At 67.1% G+C, this 17,531-nt stretch carries 18 protein-coding genes; 6 read left to right on the top strand and 12 right to left on the bottom strand.

Annotation, left to right across the window (positions count from 1 at the left end):
* Window position 1: 1 nt before the first annotated feature.
* The 5 genes from ASD68_RS10140 to ASD68_RS10120 form a co-directional block, all read right to left on the bottom strand.
* The gene (locus tag ASD68_RS10140; RefSeq protein ID WP_056606308.1) at window positions 2-436 is read right to left on the bottom strand and encodes a hypothetical protein; all 435 of its coding nucleotides are present in this window, start codon (window positions 434-436) and stop codon (window positions 2-4) included.
* A gap of 54 nt (window positions 437-490) precedes the next feature.
* On the bottom strand, window positions 491-1,672 hold the full coding sequence (locus tag ASD68_RS10135; protein ID WP_056606305.1) for a glutathionylspermidine synthase family protein: 1,182 nt from the start codon (window positions 1,670-1,672) through the stop codon (window positions 491-493).
* On the bottom strand, window positions 1,672-2,214 hold the full coding sequence (locus ASD68_RS10130) for a DUF1190 domain-containing protein (RefSeq protein ID WP_056606303.1): 543 nt from the start codon (window positions 2,212-2,214) through the stop codon (window positions 1,672-1,674). The genes ASD68_RS10135 and ASD68_RS10130 overlap by 1 nt, the downstream gene beginning before the upstream one ends.
* A gap of 81 nt (window positions 2,215-2,295) precedes the next feature.
* Window positions 2,296-3,258 carry a serine/threonine protein kinase gene (locus ASD68_RS10125; RefSeq protein WP_056606300.1) on the bottom strand — a complete coding sequence of 321 codons (963 nt, stop codon included), beginning with the start codon at window positions 3,256-3,258 and terminating at the stop codon, window positions 2,296-2,298.
* 46 nt (window positions 3,259-3,304) lie between these two features.
* On the bottom strand, window positions 3,305-3,745 hold the full coding sequence (locus ASD68_RS10120; protein WP_056607475.1) for a hotdog fold thioesterase: 441 nt from the start codon (window positions 3,743-3,745) through the stop codon (window positions 3,305-3,307).
* A 120-nt stretch (window positions 3,746-3,865) separates the two neighbouring features.
* On the opposite strand from ASD68_RS10120, the gene ASD68_RS10115 reads away from it, so the two are divergent.
* Complete coding sequence (locus ASD68_RS10115) at window positions 3,866-4,918, top strand: 2Fe-2S iron-sulfur cluster-binding protein (protein WP_056082521.1); 1,053 nt, start codon at window positions 3,866-3,868, stop codon at window positions 4,916-4,918.
* A 44-nt stretch (window positions 4,919-4,962) separates the two neighbouring features.
* Here the strand turns inward: ASD68_RS10115 and ASD68_RS10110 are convergent, their stop codons facing one another.
* The 3 genes from ASD68_RS10110 to ASD68_RS10100 form a co-directional block, all read right to left on the bottom strand.
* The gene (locus tag ASD68_RS10110; RefSeq protein ID WP_056082518.1) at window positions 4,963-5,409 is read right to left on the bottom strand and encodes a rhodanese-like domain-containing protein; all 447 of its coding nucleotides are present in this window, start codon (window positions 5,407-5,409) and stop codon (window positions 4,963-4,965) included.
* An 88-nt stretch (window positions 5,410-5,497) separates the two neighbouring features.
* Window positions 5,498-5,905 carry a hypothetical protein gene (locus tag ASD68_RS10105; RefSeq protein WP_056082516.1) on the bottom strand — a complete coding sequence of 136 codons (408 nt, stop codon included), beginning with the start codon at window positions 5,903-5,905 and terminating at the stop codon, window positions 5,498-5,500.
* A 68-nt stretch (window positions 5,906-5,973) separates the two neighbouring features.
* The gene (locus ASD68_RS10100) at window positions 5,974-6,474 is read right to left on the bottom strand and encodes a YiiD C-terminal domain-containing protein (RefSeq protein ID WP_082546064.1); all 501 of its coding nucleotides are present in this window, start codon (window positions 6,472-6,474) and stop codon (window positions 5,974-5,976) included.
* Between the two features lie 63 nt (window positions 6,475-6,537).
* On the opposite strand from ASD68_RS10100, the gene ASD68_RS10095 reads away from it, so the two are divergent.
* The 3 genes from ASD68_RS10095 to ASD68_RS10085 all read left to right on the top strand — a co-directional run bounded on the left by ASD68_RS10095 (window position 6,538) and on the right by ASD68_RS10085 (window position 9,927).
* Window positions 6,538-7,332 (top strand): uroporphyrinogen-III synthase, encoded by a 795-nt coding sequence (locus tag ASD68_RS10095; protein WP_056606297.1) that lies wholly within the window; start codon window positions 6,538-6,540, stop codon window positions 7,330-7,332.
* 181 nt (window positions 7,333-7,513) lie between these two features.
* Window positions 7,514-8,674, top strand: a complete 1,161-nt coding sequence (locus ASD68_RS10090; protein ID WP_056606294.1) for a uroporphyrinogen-III C-methyltransferase — start codon at window positions 7,514-7,516, stop codon at window positions 8,672-8,674.
* On the top strand, window positions 8,671-9,927 hold the full coding sequence (locus tag ASD68_RS10085) for a heme biosynthesis HemY N-terminal domain-containing protein (protein ID WP_056606291.1): 1,257 nt from the start codon (window positions 8,671-8,673) through the stop codon (window positions 9,925-9,927). Before ASD68_RS10090 ends, ASD68_RS10085 begins: the two co-directional genes overlap by 4 nt.
* A 106-nt stretch (window positions 9,928-10,033) precedes the next feature.
* Here the strand turns inward: ASD68_RS10085 and ASD68_RS10080 are convergent, their stop codons facing one another.
* The 3 genes from ASD68_RS10080 to polA form a co-directional block, all read right to left on the bottom strand.
* Complete coding sequence (locus ASD68_RS10080; protein WP_056606288.1) at window positions 10,034-12,304, bottom strand: 3'-5' exonuclease; 2,271 nt, start codon at window positions 12,302-12,304, stop codon at window positions 10,034-10,036.
* A gap of 115 nt (window positions 12,305-12,419) precedes the next feature.
* On the bottom strand, window positions 12,420-12,641 hold the full coding sequence (locus ASD68_RS10075) for a hypothetical protein (protein WP_056606285.1): 222 nt from the start codon (window positions 12,639-12,641) through the stop codon (window positions 12,420-12,422).
* 322 nt (window positions 12,642-12,963) lie between these two features.
* Complete coding sequence (polA, locus tag ASD68_RS10070) at window positions 12,964-15,708, bottom strand: DNA polymerase I (protein WP_056606282.1); 2,745 nt, start codon at window positions 15,706-15,708, stop codon at window positions 12,964-12,966.
* 135 nt (window positions 15,709-15,843) lie between these two features.
* Between polA and ASD68_RS10065 the strand changes: the two genes are divergently transcribed.
* Window positions 15,844-16,317: a DUF2782 domain-containing protein gene (locus ASD68_RS10065; RefSeq protein WP_056606279.1), complete on the top strand. Its 474-nt coding sequence runs from the start codon at window positions 15,844-15,846 to the stop codon at window positions 16,315-16,317.
* A gap of 51 nt (window positions 16,318-16,368) precedes the next feature.
* Window positions 16,369-16,800: an EamA family transporter gene (locus tag ASD68_RS10060; RefSeq protein WP_056082489.1), complete on the top strand. Its 432-nt coding sequence runs from the start codon at window positions 16,369-16,371 to the stop codon at window positions 16,798-16,800.
* Window positions 16,801-16,807: 7 nt separating this feature from the next.
* Here the strand turns inward: ASD68_RS10060 and ASD68_RS10055 are convergent, their stop codons facing one another.
* Window positions 16,808-17,518, bottom strand: coding sequence for a glutathione S-transferase (locus ASD68_RS10055; RefSeq protein ID WP_056606276.1), 711 nt, complete (start codon window positions 17,516-17,518; stop codon window positions 16,808-16,810).
* Between the last annotated feature and the right edge of the window lie 13 nt (window positions 17,519-17,531).

Below are 17,531 nucleotides of genomic sequence, written 5' to 3'. Positions count from 1 at the left end.
CCTAGCGCAGCCGAAGGACCAACCACGACACCAATGCCAGCAGGTTGATGCCCAGCCGCGAGACCGACGGCCCGGCCACCGCAAGCACGAAACCCTGCGAGCCGACATGCCAGTCGATGCCCAGCCGCGGGGTCGCCTGCAAGGTGGCAAACACATTGATGAAGGCGCCGCTGTGCAGTGCGTAGCTGAATACCGGCGTGGCGATCAGCGGCAATTGCAGCAGTTGCGCCCAGCGTGAAAGCCGCACGCCCTGTTCGCTGCCCTCCACCAGCAGCACGCCTGCCACCAGCACGAAGGTGAACACGGCCAGGCCGATCAGCGCCAGCACGCTGTCATGGGAGCCGAGCGGCAGCAGGCGGTTTAACATCTTCACCGCGCCGTACAGGCCGCCAGCGATTTCGAAGATGCCGATCAGGCGGAACAGAAGAGTGCGCACGCTTGGGTCCTGTCCAGAAAAGACGACGAGCTTAGCCGATGCCGCAGCGGGCGGTTACGCGATCAACACGCCGCTGGGTTCCTCGACGATGAGGTGCGGCACGAAGCGGGCGGTGTCCTTGGTAATCAGCGAACTGTCCTCGCGGATACCGATGCCGCAAGCGCGATCGCCGACCACCCAGCTGCCGATCAACGGGTAATGGCCGTCGAAGCGTGGCAGCGGATGGCAGGCCTGGCGGATGCTCGCGCCATGCAGGTAGGGGCCGTCGGTACGCAGCTCGCGGCCGTCGTCCAGGTGCATCGCGATATTGGCGCCTTCGCGCGAGTGCAGAGGCTTGCGCACCCAGCCGCGCGGCAACGCGCCGCCGTTGTCGAACTCGGCCGGCAGCAGGTTGGGGTGGCCGCGGTGCGCGTCCCACAGCAGCGGCAGGATGCCCTTGTTGCTGAGCAGCGCCTTCCACGGCGGCTCGATCAGCTGCAGACCGGAACGCGGCAGGTGTTGGCCGAACGATTCGCGGAACATGTCTTCCAGCGGATACAGCTTGAACAGGCAACCGATCACGTTGTCGTCCAGATCGGTGAAACGACCGTCCCCGGAGACGCCGATGTCCTCGATCGCCAGCGCGCCGCATTCGATGCCGGCCTGCAGCGCGCAGTCACGCAGGTAATCCACGGTGCCCTGGTCTTCCATCGAGTCGCGTACCGCGGCGAAATGGAACGGCCGCGCGATGTTGCGCGCGATGGTGCCGAACGCTTCCACCAGGGTTTCGTAGATCGAATTGAACTGGTCGCTGCCGGCGGGCAACTGGCCACGTGCCAGCTGGTCTTCCAGCCATTGCCACTGGAAGAACGCCGCCTCGAACAGCGAGGTCGGTGTGTCGTAATTCAGCTCGTACAGCTTGGCCGGGCCGCTGCCGTCGTAGGCGAAATCCATGCGGCCGTACAGGTGCGGCTGGCGGTCGCGCCAGCTCTGCGCAATCCAGTCGCGGTACGGTTCGGGGATCGCCAGCTGCTGCATGTGTTCTTCGCTGCCGACGATACGGTCGACCATGTCCAGCGCCATCGTGTGCAGCTCTTCGGTGGGCGCTTCGAGGTCATCCTCGATCTCGCGCAGGCTGAACGCGTAATACGCCGACTCGTCCCAGTACGGCGCATCGTCGATGGTATGGAAACCGAAGCCGCACGCGGCGGCCTTGTCGCGCCAATCGGGGCGCTCGGCCGTGGCGACGCGGCGCATCAGCCGCCGAAGCCGCGGCTGTGGCCGGAGGTGCCGAAGCCGGAGCGGCTGGTGGTGACGGCGCGGTTTGGCGTGGCGCTGATCGGCACCATCGCCGTGCGGCTGCTGCCGCGATACACGCTGCCGGTCGCGCCACCGGCGGCCGGGCGCTGCCAGCTGCCGCTGCTGTCGCGGAAGGCCGGGCCGCTGTTGAAACCGTTCATCGGTGCGCCGTTGCGCGACAGCATCTGCGACAGGAAGAAGCCGGTCATCAGTGGCCCGAAGAACGAATGCTGGGCGCCGTCGCTGCGTTCGGCGCACTTTTCCTTGCCGTAGTTGGCCTCGCACTCTTCGCGATTGGCGAAGCGCGGCGCGGTGGTGGCGGCTTGCTGCTCGGCCTTGGCATAGGCCTGCTGGCAGGTGTAGCTGTCGTTGGTCTGCGCCACGCAGGCCTCGACCGAGGTGTACAGGCCTTCGCGCGCCGGGCTTTCGCTGTCGCAGGCGGTCAACAACAAGGGGGCCGCGCTCATCAGCAACAGGGCGGCGGTCTTGGATCGCTTCATGGGGATGCTCGGGGAAAGTATCCGGCCAAGCATGCCTGCTCGCGCGCGTGGGGGAAAGCCCGGTTTTCGCGCGCGTGGCACCTATTCCAGATCGTCGGCCAACTCGTGCAGGTCGGCCACGTGCTGCTCCCACCAGCGTGGCTCGGCGGCGAACGGGAAGGCGGCGGGGAAGGCAGGATCGTGCCAGCGTTCGGCGATCCAGCCGGCGTAGTGCAGCTGGCGCATGGCACGCAGCGCGGGGACCAGCGCCAGCTCGCCGTGATCGAAATCGCGGAACTGCTGGTAGCCCTCGAGCAGCGCCTCCATCGCCGCATCGTCGCCGGCCAGCATCCACAGATCCTGCACCGCCGGGCCGCTGCGCGCGTCGTCAAAATCGACGAAGTGCGGGCCGTTGTCGGTCCACAACACATTGCCTGGATGGCAATCGCCGTGCAGGCGGATCTGCCGCACCTCGCCCACCGCCTCCTGTCGCTGCGCGATGGCGTTATCCAGCCGATGGGCGGCCGCGCGATAGTTGCCCTGCAGCGACGCGGGCAACAATGTGGAGGTGAGTACGGCCTGCATCGGCTGCTGCACCATCGTGTCGCGATCGAGCCGGCTGCGATGGACGAACGGCTGGCGCGCGCCCACCACGTGCATGCGTGCGATCAACCGACCCAGCCACTGCAGCTGTTCGGCCGATTCCAGTGACGGCGCCCGTCCGCCACGCCGCGGTGTCAGCGCGTAGCGAAAACCGTCGTGGTGCAGCAGCGTCTTTCCATCGAACGCCAGCGGCGCCACGACGGGTAGCTCGTCGTTCGCCAGCTCCCGCGCGAAAGTGTGTTCCTCCTCGATCGCTGAATCGCTCCAGCGACCGGGCCGGTAGAACTTGGCGATGACCGGCGTCGCCGGCGCGTCGCCCGTCGCTTCCAGCCCCACCTGCCACACGCGGTTCTCGTAGCTGTTCAACGCCAGCAACCGGCCATCGGGCCACAGGCCGCAGGCGCCGACGGCATCGAGCACCAGGTCGGGGCTCAGCCGCGCATAGGGTGCTTGCGCGGTCATGGCGTGCCGCACGCCGAGAGGTTGGGTGGAGCGTGGCGAGGCGCGTTCAACGCGGCGCCACCACACGTGCCGGGATCACCGCCATGGTGATGCGCGAAATGCACACCAGCACGCCGTTGTCACCTTCGATGCGGATCTCCCACACCTGCGTGGTGCGGCCCAGGTGCAGCATGCGCGCGGTGCCGGTGACGGTGCCTTCGCGCACGCCGCGGACGTGGTTGGCGTTGATGTCCAGGCCGACCGCCACCTCCTTCTCCGGGTCCAGCGTCAGCATCGCCGCGGTGCTGCCCAGCGTCTCGGCCAGCACCACGGAGGCGCCCCCGTGCAGCAGTCCGTAGGGTTGGTGGGCTCGGTGGTCGACGGGCATGGTGCCCTGCAGCCAGTCGTCGCCGACGGCGGTAAAGCGGATGCCCAGGGTCTCCATCATGGTGGCCTTGCTCCAGCCGTTGATGCGGGCCAGATCGGTCGGCTGTTTCCAGATGCTCATCGTTGCTTCCTCTCGGTCGAAACCGTATTGTTGATCGCTGATATCGCCGCAGCAATGCGATACGTCACCTGTGTCGTTGTATTTACGCTGCCGCGTGCAGCGGATCATTCGGGGCTTGCCTTGTTTACCGTCACTCTCCAAGCGTCTGGCCGCCAGTTTCCCGTGGCCGTTGGTGAAACCGTATTGGGGGCGGCGCAACAAGCCGGAGTGGCCTTGCCCTATTCGTGCCGCGCCGGCGTGTGCGGCAGCTGCAAGGCGATCATGCTGGAAGGCAGTTGTGAATATCCCAGCAATCCGCCGCTGGCACTGAGTGCGGGCGAGCTGGCGCAGCACGCGATCCTGCCGTGCCAGGCGGTAGCCACCAGCGACATGTTGTTGCGCGCGCGCGAAGTCACCTCGGTCGAGGACATCGCCCGTCGCCAGCTCAGCGTGATGGTGGTGGAGAAATGGACGCTGGCGTCCGGCGTGATCGGCTTGCGCCTGGTGCCGGCCCCCGGCGAGCGCCGCCTGCTGCGGTTGCCGGGCCAGTATCTTGATGTGGTGCTGGACGATGGCCAGCATCGTCCGTTCTCGATCGCCAACGGTCCACAGGACGACGGCATGATCGAGCTGCACGTGCGCCACGTGAACGGCGGCGAGTTCACTTCCTGGGTGGACGGCAAGCTGCAGGTCGGCGACCGGCTGCGCATCGAAGGGCCGCTGGGTACGTTCGTGCCGCGCGAGGATTCGGAGCGGCCGATGATCTTCATGGCCGGCGGCACCGGTTTTGCGCCGGTCAAGGCCATCGTCGAACACTTCATCGGGCTGGGTTCGCGCCGCCCGATCGACGTGTACTGGGGCGCGCGCAGCGCGGCCGACCTGTACCTGCGACCGCTGGCCGAGCGCTGGGCGGCGAGTACGCAAAACGTGCGTTTCCACGCGGTGATTTCAGGGGCCGACGTGGGTGCCGGCGAGCGGCCCGGCCTGGTGCACGAGGCAGTGCTGGCCGATCACCCCGACCTGTCCGGCCACGATCTCTACATGAGCGGCCCGCCGCCCATGATCGACGCCGGCCACCAGCTTTTCGTCGAGGCGGGCCTGCCGGAGGAGCGGCTGTACTACGACTCGTTCGATTACGCGCCCGAGGTGCTGGCGCGCATCATCACCGGTCGCGCGGGTTTCACCGGCTTCTGACCGGCGGCGCTGTTCGCCGCCACGCGGCGGTTATTTGTTGCCGCTTACTTGTTGCCTTTGGCCATCGGCAACTGCGCCGCCTGCCAGGCCAGCACGCCACCGGCGAGGATGTGGACCTTGCTGAAGCCGGCCTTCACCAGCCGCTGCGCCGCCTTCGGCGCGTTGCCGCGGCCGTCCTTGTCCATCAACACCACGGGCAGGTCGCGCGCGTTGGCGAGGTCTTTTTTCTCGGGGTCGAACTGGCTCATCGGCAGGTGCTTGGCGCCGGGTACATGCCGCTTCTCGAAATCGTTGATCGCGGACAGGTCGATCATCAGCGGGCTTTCGCGGTTGATCAGCGCGGTCAGGCCGGCCGGGGTCAGCTCGCGCGTCTTGCTGAAAAGCATGCTGACCTGGATCACGATCAGCGCCAGCAGCAGAATCACGAACAGGGCCGACAAGGCCAGGTGGTTGCCGACAAATTCCGGCAGCTTGTGCAGTATTTCGTTCATCGTGTGTCCACAGGCGCGGCGACCGCGCGGGTTCGGGTGAACCGGCGATTATACGGGCAGCGTGGCGGCAGCGCCGCCGTGGCCGGGCTTATTCCTGGGTGACGTCCGGCAGGCCGCTGGTGAGCCACCAGCGCTTCGCTTCCGGGTCGTAGCGCCAGGTCTGGCGGTCGATCACGGTGCGCTCGGACTGCGTGTGGATGTTGATCAGGTGAAGTTGCACCACCTGCTGCACCTCGTTCTCCGCCACCACGCTCGGGCCGGCGCCCTCGTCGTAGTCGCTCACGCGCACCTGCTGGTAGCGCGCCATGTCCAGTGAGGTGGGCGGGTTTGTCTCCAGCACCTTGGGGTCGACGAATTTCAGCGCGCTCTGGAAATTGCCCCAGCGCAAGGTGGCGGCGTAGGTGTTGAGTGTGCTGGTCAGCGCGTCTTTGCGCTGGGCCGTGGCACAGCCGGCCAGCAAAACGACGGCGGCAACGACGATAAGGATGCGACGCATGGATGGCTCCCCCGGCAAGCGCGATACCCTGCATTCTGCCGCAAGACGTGCGTCGCTGCGCGCGGCTCTCAGTGCGTGCCGTCGGCGACGGCCGCCGCCGCGTCGCGGCGTTTGGCCACGAAGCGCGCGATCAGGGTGGCGGCGGGCTTGCCGTTGTCGCCCGGAATCACGCAGCTGACCTCGATGCGTGCCTTGCCGCGGCTGTCCAGCGAACGGAAGAAGCTGGTCCAGCTGACATCGACCGGCAAGCGGGCCACGCTGGTGAAGTCGGCCCATACCGGGCTCAGGTAGCGCACCGTCGATTCGCCCACGAAAACGTCGCAATCATCGCCGCGCTGGCGCAGGGCCAACTCGACCAGGGCCCAACCGCTGAGGGTCATCACGCTCACCAGGCTGCCACCGAACGCGCAGCCCTTGTCGTTGATGTTGGGTTGCAGCGGCGCGAACAGGGTGAGGCTGTCGGCGTCACAGCCGCCAAGCTGCAGATCCATGGCCTTGGCCAGCGGAATCGTCGAGCGCATGAACTGGATCAGCTGCCGGGCCAGCAACGGTGTATCGGGCAAGGTCACGTCGGTGGAATCCAAACCAAAGGAGCAAACCGCATAGTGTAGGGCGCCGCTACACTGGTCACCATGATTATCGGTGAATCGAATCACGCGCGCGCTGTTGCCGGCACGTCGCCAGCGGGGCCTTTGCGCGGCCGCACGGTGGTGATCACGCGCCCGGTGGGCAGTGGCGCGGGGCTCGCGCGCAAGGTGCGTGCGCTGGGCGGGCTGCCGCTGCTGCTGCCCGGGCTTGCCCTGCGCGAGGTGGTGGACAAAGCCGCGGCGCGCCAGGAATGGCAGGCGGCATGCGCCGGCGAGATGTTGATTTTCACCAGCCCGGCGGCGGTGCGCTACGCCGTGGCGCTGGCGCCGCCGCGAACGGCCGCGTTGGTGCTGGCGGTGGGCCAGGGCACCGCCCGTGCATTGCGGCGCCACGGTTTCAACGACGTGCGTGCGCCGCAGCGGCAGGACAGCGAGGGCTTGCTGGCGCTGGCTGAACTGCGCGAGCTGGATGGCCGCGCCGTCGCGCTGATCAGTGCACCCGGCGGCCGCGGCATCTTGCGCACGACGCTGGCTGAGCGCGGCGCCGCCTTGCGCGAGGTGCATGTCTATCGACGCGTGCCGGCGCGGCTGGACCGGCGCCATGTCGACGCCGTGCGGCGATTGCCGGCGTCGGCGTTGCTGCTGCTGTCCAGCGCCGAGAGCTGGCACAACCTTGTTGCCGCGCTACCGCCGGATGCGTTGAGCCGCCTGTGCGCCACCACCGCGGTGGTGAGCAGCGAGCGGTTGGCAGGCATCGCGGCCGCGGCCGGCTTTGGGCGGATCAGGCAGGCCGCTTCGGCGATGGCGGATGACCTGCTGGCGGCGGCCATGGGCAAATGACTTGCCGCTGTCTTCACGCCGGGTCGCCAGGCTGACGGGTTAAGGTCGCTGGCGGTAGCCACGGCGCGCGGTGTGCTGCCGGGGCCGTCGATCCGCCACCCTTCCACGTCGAAAAAAGCGCGCGGCGTTTCGCGTTTCATCCTCGCTCGCTTTCTCCCTTCCAGCCTCTTAGCATGCCGTTATGACCACTCCAGACGAACCGATTGCGCCCCGCGATTCCCGCCCCGACCCCGTGCCGGCACGTCCCGCCCGGACTCCCGCCGCCGCGCGCCCCGCGCGCCCCGGTGGCGGCATGCTGGCGCTGGCGATCCTGCTGGCGCTGGTCGCCATCGCCGTGGCCGCGTACGTGGGCTGGCGGCAGTGGCAACAGGAGCAGGGCAGCGACGCCAGCCGTCGCGGCGCCGTAGCGCTGACCCAGCGCATCGACGCGCTGGAGACCACCGTGGCCACCATCAGCGGCGAGCGCGGCAGCGTCGACCATCGCCTCAACGAGGCGGCGCAGGTCAACCAGTCACTGCGCGAAAGCCTGCTCAGCCAGGCCCAGCGCACGCGGCATCTGGAAGACGCGGTGGCGCAGCTGGCGGAAAAGAGCCTGTCCGGCCATGACGCCATGTTGCTGGACGAAACCGAATCGCTGCTGCGGATGGCCAGCGAGCGCTACACCCTGTTCCATGACGCGCAAGGCGCCGCCGCCGCGTACACGCTGGCCGACCAGACCCTGGCGGGCGTGGACGATGGCGCTTTCACCGGTCTGCGCCAGAGCATCGATGCCGAGCGCGACGCGCTGGCCAAGAGCCAGCCGGTCGATCTGACCAGCACGCTGCAGCAGCTGAATGACTTGCGCGGCACGTTCACCCAGTTGCCGCTGAAACCGCTGGATACCGCCGCCTCGGCACCGGCGGCGGATGGCTGGGCGCGCATCGGTCGCGCGCTCGCCAGCGTGGTCAGCGTGCAGCGTGATAACGGTGCCCCGCTGGCCGTGGCCGACGCGCGCTTTGCGCGCGAGTTGACCGCGATCGACCTGGCCCAGGCGCAAGCCGCTTTGCTGGCCCATGACGGCAAGGCCTACGCCGAGGCGTTGCAGCGGGTGGACGCCAGCCTGTCCACCTGGTTCGACCCCGATGCCAACGCCGTGCAGCAGGCGCGGGCCACCATCAAGAAGCTCATCGCCGCGCGACCTGCCGGCGACGAAGTGGTGTTGGGCGCGGCCCTGATCGAGTTGCACAACCTGCGCGCCGTGCATGCGTTGAATGCGGGCGGTAGTGGCCCCGCCCATGCGGCCAGCAATGCGGCACCGGCGCGCTCTGGCAGCAGCGCGGCGGCGGGCGGAGCGCGGCGATGAAGCTCTGGCGCTGGATCCTGCTGCTGGTGGTCGTGGCGGCGCTGGCTGCCTTCGGCTGGCATTGGATTGCCGAAGACCCCGGCTATGTCCTGCTGCGCCTGCGCGGCTGGCGGGTGGAGACCACGGTGGTGGCGGCCGTGGTCATCCTGGTACTGGTGTGGGCCTTGCTCAGCCTGGCGTGGCGGCTGCTGCGCTGGCCGTTCGGCGCGCTCTCGCGACGCCATCGGCGGCTCAGCCAGCAACGCCTGGGCGAAGGTCTCATCGCCCTTTTCGAAGGCCGCCATGGCGACGCCGAGCGCGACCTGAACCGCGCCTCGCGCCTGCACAGCGTGCGCGGCCCGGCCCTGCTGGCGTCCGCCGAGGCCGCATCACGCCGCGGCGAACACGGTCGCGCGCTGGAAGCGCTCAACCAGGCGGCGCAGTCGGCGCCGCAGGCAGCACGCGTGTTGCGGGCCCGCGTATTGCGCCGCGAAGGCAAATCGGCCGAGGCGCTGGCCCTGCTGGCACCCGAGGCGGACAAGGGCAGCCTGGCACCGGCCGGATGGCGTGAACTGGCACTGGCCGCACTGGCCAGCGGTGACCTGCGCCGCGCCCGCGAGGCCCTGGCGCCACTGCAGAAAAGCGCCGCACTGGGCACGCGCGGCTACGCCGCGCTGGAAATCCAGGTGCTGTCCGCCACCATCAACGCCGCCGCCGATGGCGCCACGCTCAACACGCTGTGGTCGCAGTTGCCCAAGGCACAGCGTCGTGTACCCGCCATCATCGATGCGTATGCCCGCCGCGCCGCAAGCTTCGGCCTGACCTTGCCAGCCATGGACGAAGTGGAATCCGCGCTGCGCCGCGAATGGTCGCCATTGCTGATCGAAACCTACGGCGCGCTGGCCGGCGAGGACATCGAGGCGCGCCTGCATCGCGCCGAAAGCTGGCTGGACGCACACCCGAACGACGCGAACCTGCTGCTCACCCTGGGCCGCATGTGCGTACGTCTGAAGCTGTGGGGCAAGGCCCATCAATACCTGGACCGGTCGCTGGCGCTCGCCCCCAGCGGTGCCGCCTGGGAAGCCTCCGGCGACGCCTTCGCAGGGCAGGGCGATCTTGCCAATGCGCAGCGCTGCTATCGCAATGCGCTGGCCGTGGCCCGCGGCGAAGCCGTGGTGCCGTCCACACAAGCCGCCAATCCGGCCTACCCTGATACCCATCCGACGGCGGTGGAAGAACGCGACGTGCATGGCGTGCCGCGTTTGCGGGAGTGATCTGCAGGAGCGGCCTGTGGGAGCGACTTCAGTCGCGATGCTTCTGCTCTGAGGTTTCCAGGCAAGAGCGTCGCGACTGAAGTCGCTCCTACAAAAAAGCGGTTCGCTACAGCGGCGTGAGGTTGGCGTACGCCGCCACCAGCCACTTGCTGCCCGCGCCTTCGAAATTCACCTGCAATCGGGTGTGCGCGCCGCTGCCTTCGGCACTGATCACCACGCCTTCGCCGAAGCTGGGATGGTTCACGCGCTGGCCCAGTTTTACTGGCAGGGATTCTTCCAGCGACGAGGACACCTCGCTGGGGCGGCCGGCGAACATCGGGCGAGTCACGTGCACGCGTGGGCGGACTTCGTCGATCAGTTCGGCCGGCATTTCGCCCAGGAAACGCGACGGGCGGGCCAGCATTTCGGTGCCGTGCATGCGCCGTGATTCGGCGTGGCTGACGATGAGTTTTTCGCGGGCGCGGGTGATGCCCACGTAGGCCAGGCGGCGTTCTTCCTCCAGCCGGCCTTCGTCGTCCACCGAGCGCTGGCTGGGAAACAGGCCTTCTTCCATGCCGACCAGGAACACCACGGGGAATTCCAGGCCCTTGGCCGAATGCAGCGTCATCAACTGCACGCAGTCGTCGCCGGCTTCGCCCTGGTGTTCGCCGGCTTCCAGCGTGGCATGCGCCAGGAACGCGGAAAGCTCGCTGAGCCCCAGTTCGTTGTCTTCGTCGGTGCGCTCGAAGCGGCTGGCCACGTTGACCAGTTCGTCGAGGTTCTCGACGCGGGCTTCGCCGTTGCCGCGGCTGTCTTTTTCGTAGAAGTCGCGCAGGCCGCTGTGGATGATGGCGTGGTCGATCTGCTCGGCGAGGGTGAGGACGGCAATCGGGAATGGGGAACCGGGAATGGGAGGATCAACAGCGGGAAGCGCGGCATCTGCTTTATCGATTCCCGATTCCCCATTCCCGATTCCCGTGAAGCTGCGCGCCATTTCATCGATCAGGCCAAGAAACGCCTTCACCGCATTCTTCGCCCGCCCCGCCAGTTCGCCGCTGCTGCTCAATTCACCCAACGCGGCTTCCCACATCGAGACATCCTCGCGACGGGCGCGGCGCCGCAGTGCGTCCAGCGTGCGATCGCCGATGCCGCGGGTGGGTGTGTTCACTGCGCGCTCGAACGCGGCGTCATCATGGCGGTTGGCGGTGAGGCGCAGGTAGGCCAGCGCATCCTTGACCTCGGCGCGGTCGAAGAAGCGTTGGCCGCCGTAGACGCGGTAGGCGATGTTGCGCTGGACCAGTTGCTCCTCGAAGTTGCGCGACTGCGCGTTGGAGCGGTACAGGATCGCGCAGTCCTTCGCGTCGCCATGCTCGGCGATGAACTCGCGGATGCGTTCGATCACGAAACGCGCCTCGTCCTGCTCGTTGTAGGCCGCGTACAACGCGATGCGTTCGCCCTCGTCGCCGGCCGTCCACAACTGCTTGCCCAGGCGGCTGCCGTTGCGCTGGATCACGCTGTTGGCGGCTTTCAGGATGGTGGAAGTGGAGCGGTAGTTCTGCTCCAGCTTGATGGTGCGCGCGCCAGGAAAGTCGCGCAGGAATTGCTGCACGTTCTCCACCTTGGCGCCACGCCAGCCGTAGATCGCCTGGTCGTCGTCGCCGACCACGAACACCTGGCCGGTGGCGCCCGCCAGCACGCGAATCCATGCGTATTGCAGCGTGTTGGTGTCCTGGAATTCGTCCACCAGCAAGTAGCGCCAGCGTTGCTGGTAATGCTCAAGCACGGCGGGATTCTTCAGCCACAGTTCGTGCGCGCGCAGCAGCAATTCGGCGAAATCGACCAGCCCGGCGCGGCGGCAGGCGTCTTCGTAGGCCTGGTAGATCTGCACGAAGGTGCGGGTGACGGGGTGGTCGCGGTGTTCGATGCCGTCCGGGCGCTTGCCCTCGTCTTTCCAGTTGTTGATCTGCCAGCTGGCCTGGCGTGCGGGGAACTTGGCGTCATCCAGGCCCAGGCCGGCGATTACCCGTTTGATCAAACGCAGCTGGTCGTCGGCGTCGAGGATCTGGAACGTGTCCGGCAGCCCGGCTTCGCGCCAGTGCCGGCGCAGCAGGCGGTGGGCGATGCCGTGGAAGGTGCCCACGGTCAGCCCCTGCGTGCCGCCGGGGATCAGCGCACCAAGCCGCGCGCGCATTTCGCCGGCGGCCTTGTTGGTGAAGGTGACGGCCAGGATCGCCCATGGCGGCACCCGCTCGGCCTGGGTCAGCCAGCCGATGCGGTGGGTCAATACGCGGGTCTTGCCGGAACCGGCGCCCGCCAGCACCAGGTAGTGGCCGGGCGGGGCGCAGACGGCTTCGCGCTGCGCATCGTTGAGCGGGTCGATCAGGTACGAAACATCCATCACGCCATTGTAAGGGCGCGCTGTGCCACAAACGAAAAACCGCCGCAAAAGCGGCGGTTTTTCGTGCGGTCGCTGAGAGGTTGTGTTTTTTCAACCTCTCAGCCCCGGCCACCGATCAGCGTTTCTTGTTGGCGATGCCGCCCACCAACAGCAGGCCGCCGACCACGATGCCGGCAATACCGACCCATTGCGGCACGGCACGGTCGTGGGTGGCTTCGATCTTGGCCGGCCCAAGCTGCGCCACCGTGTCGGTGTCCTTGTAGCTGGCATTGCCCACGCTTACCCAGATGCCGGCAATCAGCAGAATGATGCCGGCGATGATCAGTCCCATACGCATGAATACGTCCCCTCTGTGGATGTGCACCGGAGTATGCCGGCCGAGGGTGTGCAGGAAAGGTGGAGATGCGCCACAAAAAAGGCCCCGAAGGCCAGGGGGGACCTTCGGGGCCGGGGGAAGGCGAGGCCCAGGGGAGAGGCTCGCATTCCGGTCGGGTGGTTCAGGGAGGTGAGCCAACCGTGGATGCCATTGCGTGCATCCGATGGATTGGAACGCGCCGCAGCCACAAAGTTGCACGATGGCCGAAAGAATTCAGAGCCGATTCATGCTTACGGAACGTTAACCTGCAAGCCGTTGTGCGCCATGGGAATCGCTCTCCCCATCAATGCGCCTCGTCCCAGTTCGCGCCCACGCCCACGTCCACCAGCAGCGGCACGTCCAGTTCCGCCGCGCCGGACATCCGCTCGATCACCGCGGCGCGCACGGTGTCCACGGCGTCGTCGCGCACTTCGAACACCAGTTCGTCGTGCACCTGCATCAGCATGTGCACGTCGTCGCGGCCGTCGATCCAGCCGGCCATGGCGATCATGGCGCGCTTGATGATGTCGGCGGCGCTGCCCTGCATCGGCGCATTCACCGCGGCGCGTTCGGCGCCCTGGCGCAGGCCGTGATTGCGCGAGTTGAGGTTTTCCAGATACAGCCGGCGGCCGAAGATGGTTTCCACATAGCCATCGCGATGAGCTTTCTCGCGGGTGGCATCCATGTAGCCGCGCACGCCGGGATAGCGGGTGAAATAGCGGCCGATGTAATCGCTGGCCTCGCCGCGATCCACGCCCAGCGCGCGCGCCAGGCCGAACGCGCTCATGCCGTACATCAGGCCGAAGTTGATCGCCTTGGCCGCGCGCCGCTGGTTGGTGGTCACCTCCTGCGGTGCCACGCCGAACACCTCCGCCGCGGTGGCGCGATGCACGTCGCCGCCTTCGCGGAAGGCGCGCAGCAGGCCTTCGTCGGCCGACAGGTGGGCCATGATGCGCAACTCCACCTGCGAGTAATCCGCCGCCATCACCTTCCAGCCGGGCGGCGCGATGAAGGCCTGGCGGATGCGTCGGCCCTCCTCAGTTCGCACGGGAATGTTCTGCAGGTTCGGGTCGGACGAGGAAATCCGCCCGGTTGCCACCGCACCCTGGTGGTAGCTGGTGTGCACGCGGCCGGTGCGCGGATTGACGATGCCGGACAGCTTGTCGGTATAGGTGGAACGCAGCTTGGCCAGGCCGCGGTATTCCAGGATCAGCCGCGGCAGCTCGTGCATGTCGGCGATCGCCTCCAGCGCCTCCTCGTTGGTCGATGGCTGGCCCTTCGGCGTTTTCAGTTTCGCCTGCAGGCCCAGTTCATCGAACAGGATTGCCTGCAGTTGCTTGGGCGAATCGAGGTTGAACTCGCGCCCGGCCAGGCCGTGGCATTGCTGCTGCAATTCCAGCATGCGCTTGCCCAGTTGCTGGCTCTGCCGGCGCAGCTCGTCGCCGTCGATCAGCACGCCGCGCCGCTCCATCGCCGCCAACACCGGCACCAGCGGAATCTCGATGTCCTCGTAAACGCTGCGCAGGCTGGGTTCCACCTGCAGCTTCGGCCACAGCGCGTGGTGCAGGCGCCAGGTGATGTCCGCGTCCTCGGCGGCGTAGCGGCAGGCGGTGTCCAGATCCACTTGCGAGAACGAGATCTGCTTCGCCCCCTTGCCGGCCACCTCTTCGTATTTGACGGTGTCGTAGCCCAGATATTTCTTCGCCAGCGAATCCATGTCGTGGCGCGTGGCGGTGGCGTTCCAGATGTAGGACTCCAGCATGGAGTCGTACTTCAGCCCCTGCACCGTGACGCCGTAGTGCGACAGGATGTTGATGTCGTATTTCGCATGCTGGCCCAGCTTGGGCTTGGCCGGATCCTCGAAGATGGGCTTCAGTGCACGCACCACCGTGTCGCGATCGAGCTGCGCGGGTGCGCCGGGATAGTCGTGCGCCAGCGGGATATAGCAGGCCTTGCCCAGCTCCACCGAAAAACTGATGCCGACCATGTCGGCGCGCATCGCGTCGATGCTGGTGGTTTCGGTGTCGAACGCGATCAGCTCGGCATCGTGCAGTCGCTGCAGCCAGATCGCGAACTGTTCGGGCGTGGTCACCAGTTCGTAGTCGCCCGGCTGCGACAGCGAAGGGTCGGGCGCGTCGGAGGCAGCGGGCGTTTGGGCAGCGGTGGTGACAGCCACCACTTCGACGATCACACCACCACCGCCGACTTCCGCATCCAGATCCTTCAGCGCCGCCTTGAAACCGTAGCGGGTGAACAGCGCGCGCAGGGTGTCGGTGTCGCGTTCGCGCAGGGTGAGGTCGGTGGGCGCCAGTGGCAGCGGCACGTCGGTCTTGATGGTGACCAGCTCGCGCGACAGCGGCAGCTGCGGCAGCGCGTCGCGCAGGTATTCGCCGATCTTGCCGCCGACCTTGTCGGCGTTGGCCATCACGCCATCCAGCGAGCCGTATTCGGCCAGCCATTTGGCGGCGGTCTTGGGGCCGCATTTGTTGACACCCGGCACGTTGTCCACGGTGTCGCCGGTAAGCGCCAGGAAATCGATGATGCGCTCGGGCGGCACGCCGAATTTCGCGGTGACGCCCTCGATGTCGAGCGTGGTATTGGTCATCGTGTTGACCAGCGTCACCTGCGATCCGACCAGTTGCGCCAGGTCCTTGTCGCCGGTGGAAATCTCCACCTCGATGCCTTGCGCCTGCGCCTGCAGCGCGATGGTGCCGATCACGTCGTCGGCCTCGACGCCGTTCTCGCACAGGATCGGGAAGCCCAGCGCGCCCACGATCGCCAGCATCGGCTGCACCTGGCTGCGCAGGTCGTCAGGCATCGACGGGCGGTTGGCCTTGTACTGGTCGTACAGCTCGTTGCGGAACGTGGGGCCGGGCGCGTCGCAGACAAACGCCAGGTAATCCGGCGCCTCGCGCAAGGTGGCGCGCAGCATGTTGACCACGCCGAACAGCGCGCCGGTAGGCTCGCCGAATTCGTTGGTCAATGGCGGCAACGCGTGGAACGCGCGGTACAGGTAGGACGAGCCGTCGATCAGGACAAGTTTGGGCATGACAGGGCAACCGTTGCTGGCGGCCGGCTTCGCGCTGGCCGTTGGCCGATCATTCTCGCACGCGTGGCCAGCTGCGCTTCACGGTTGGCGGGCATGGGCGCTGTTATTCTGCGGGCTCCGATCGAGGATACCGTCATGAAATCCGTTGTCCTGCTGGCCACCTCCAGCTTGCTGTTCGCCGCCAGCGCGTTCGCGCAGACACCGCCGACCAAGGCGCTGCCACCGCCGGGCATCAACGATCCGGGCGTGCACGCCACGGCTCCCGCCGCCACGCCCGCCAAAAAGCCGCTCGACCTGAAGCCGCACGCGGTGCCGTCAACGCAGGCGAACGTGGTTGCGGCGCCGGACACCAGCGATGCGCTGCCCGACGTCGCCGTGCGCAAGGAGGGCGACAACACCATCCAGGAATACCGCCGCAACGGCCAGCTCTACATGGTGGTGGTGACGCCGAAAACCGGCATTCCCCACACCTACACCGTCGACCCGCAGGGCCGGCTGGTGGATGAGCATGGCCAGAAGCCCACCCGCCCGGTGATGTACAAGGTGCTGGAGTGGGGCAAGAGCCCGCCGGCCACGGATGACTCGACCCCCGCCGACACCGGCCGCTGATCGTCCTGACCGCGTAAGCCCAGGAGCGACAACTGGAAGCGGAGACGCGCCATGCCATTGCGTGAAAGCTGGTTGCTGTTTGCGTTGGGCTCGGCGTTGTTCGCGGCGCTGACTGCGTTGTTCGGCAAGCTCGGCGTGGTCGGTATCAACTCCAACCTCGCCACGTTCATCCGCACCGTGGTGATTCTTGTGGTCACTGCCGGCATTCTCAGCCTGCGCCACGAATGGGCCAGGCCTGCCGGCCTGCCGCTGCACAGCTGGCTGTTCCTGGTGTTGTCCGGCATCGCCACCGGCTTGTCGTGGTTGTGCTACTACCGCGCGCTTCAACTCGGCCCGGTGAGCAAGGTGGCGCCGATCGACAAGCTCAGCGTGGCGCTGGCGATCGTGTTGGGGCTGGTGTTCCTGGGCGAGCGGCCAAGCTGGCCGCTGCTGATCGGTGGCGTGCTGATCGTGGCCGGCGCGATGGTGATCGCGCTGTTCTGAGCGCAGGTCAGCGCGGGTCGTCCAGTTCCGGGTAGTGGCGGAAAATGCCGTCCTTGTTGAACGCCAGGCGGCGCGGCGATGCCAGGTAGGCGGCAATCCGCGGCCGCTCCGCCACGCGCTGGCTCAACGCGCACAGCAGCGGCAGCTCGCGCTTCAATCGCTGCATTGCGCGGGGAAAGGCGTAGTCCAGGCCGCTCATCAACTGGAACAACGACAAGTCGACGTACGAGTGCTGGCGCAGCGCATGCCGGCCACCGTTGCGTTCCAGCACCTGCTCGAAATAGCCCAGGAACTTCGGCAGGCGGTTTTCGCGCAGGTCTTTGGCGCGGCGTCGTGCTTCGCTGCGCTGGTCCTCGTAATAGAGGCTGCTGGCTATCGGATGATGGCTGTCGTGGATCTCGGCCACGACGTCGGTGATGGTCAGCTGCAACTGGTGCGCGTACAGCCGACGCGGCTCTCCATCGGGCACCAGCTTCAGCGGTGGCCCCAGGTATTGCAGGATTTCCGCCACCTGCGCAATCACCAGCCGGCCCGCTTTGAGGAACGGTGGCGCGAATGGCAGCGCGCCTTCGTGTTTGCCTTCGAGAAATGGCGTCATGGCATCGTCGCCCTGGTCGCGGGCTACGTCGTCGTAATCGGCGCCGGCGTCTTCCAGTGCCAGCCGGATGAATTCACCGCGGCCCTGGATACTGGACCAGTAGTAGAGCGCGTAACGCATGGCGGCCTCCTGC

The sequence above is a fragment of the Rhodanobacter sp. Root627 genome, from assembly GCF_001427835.1.
Classification (GTDB): domain Bacteria; phylum Pseudomonadota; class Gammaproteobacteria; order Xanthomonadales; family Rhodanobacteraceae; genus Rhodanobacter; species Rhodanobacter ginsenosidimutans.
The sequence above is the reverse complement of the archived record's forward strand: the minus strand, read 5'-3'. Positions and strand labels throughout refer to the sequence as shown.

Excerpts from the sequence above, each read along its gene's own strand:
- ASD68_RS10135 (WP_056606305.1), bottom strand. The coding sequence starts at position 1,672 with ATGCGCCGCGTCGCCACGGCCGAGCGCCCCGATTGGCGCGACAAGGCC.
- ASD68_RS10130 (WP_056606303.1), bottom strand. The coding sequence starts at position 2,214 with ATGAAGCGATCCAAGACCGCCGCCCTGTTGCTGATGAGCGCGGCCCCC.
- ASD68_RS10125 (WP_056606300.1), bottom strand. The coding sequence starts at position 3,258 with ATGACCGCGCAAGCACCCTATGCGCGGCTGAGCCCCGACCTGGTGCTC.
- ASD68_RS10120 (WP_056607475.1), bottom strand. The coding sequence starts at position 3,745 with ATGAGCATCTGGAAACAGCCGACCGATCTGGCCCGCATCAACGGCTGG.
- ASD68_RS10110 (WP_056082518.1), bottom strand. The coding sequence starts at position 5,409 with ATGAACGAAATACTGCACAAGCTGCCGGAATTTGTCGGCAACCACCTG.
- ASD68_RS10105 (WP_056082516.1), bottom strand. The coding sequence starts at position 5,905 with ATGCGTCGCATCCTTATCGTCGTTGCCGCCGTCGTTTTGCTGGCCGGC.
- ASD68_RS10095 (WP_056606297.1), top strand. The coding sequence starts at position 6,538 with ATGATTATCGGTGAATCGAATCACGCGCGCGCTGTTGCCGGCACGTCG.
- ASD68_RS10090 (WP_056606294.1), top strand. The coding sequence starts at position 7,514 with ATGACCACTCCAGACGAACCGATTGCGCCCCGCGATTCCCGCCCCGAC.
- ASD68_RS10085 (WP_056606291.1), top strand. The coding sequence starts at position 8,671 with ATGAAGCTCTGGCGCTGGATCCTGCTGCTGGTGGTCGTGGCGGCGCTG.
- ASD68_RS10080 (WP_056606288.1), bottom strand. The coding sequence starts at position 12,304 with ATGGATGTTTCGTACCTGATCGACCCGCTCAACGATGCGCAGCGCGAA.
- ASD68_RS10075 (WP_056606285.1), bottom strand. The coding sequence starts at position 12,641 with ATGCGTATGGGACTGATCATCGCCGGCATCATTCTGCTGATTGCCGGC.
- polA (WP_056606282.1), bottom strand. The coding sequence starts at position 15,708 with ATGCCCAAACTTGTCCTGATCGACGGCTCGTCCTACCTGTACCGCGCG.
- ASD68_RS10065 (WP_056606279.1), top strand. The coding sequence starts at position 15,844 with ATGAAATCCGTTGTCCTGCTGGCCACCTCCAGCTTGCTGTTCGCCGCC.
- ASD68_RS10060 (WP_056082489.1), top strand. The coding sequence starts at position 16,369 with ATGCCATTGCGTGAAAGCTGGTTGCTGTTTGCGTTGGGCTCGGCGTTG.
- ASD68_RS10055 (WP_056606276.1), bottom strand. The coding sequence starts at position 17,518 with ATGCGTTACGCGCTCTACTACTGGTCCAGTATCCAGGGCCGCGGTGAA.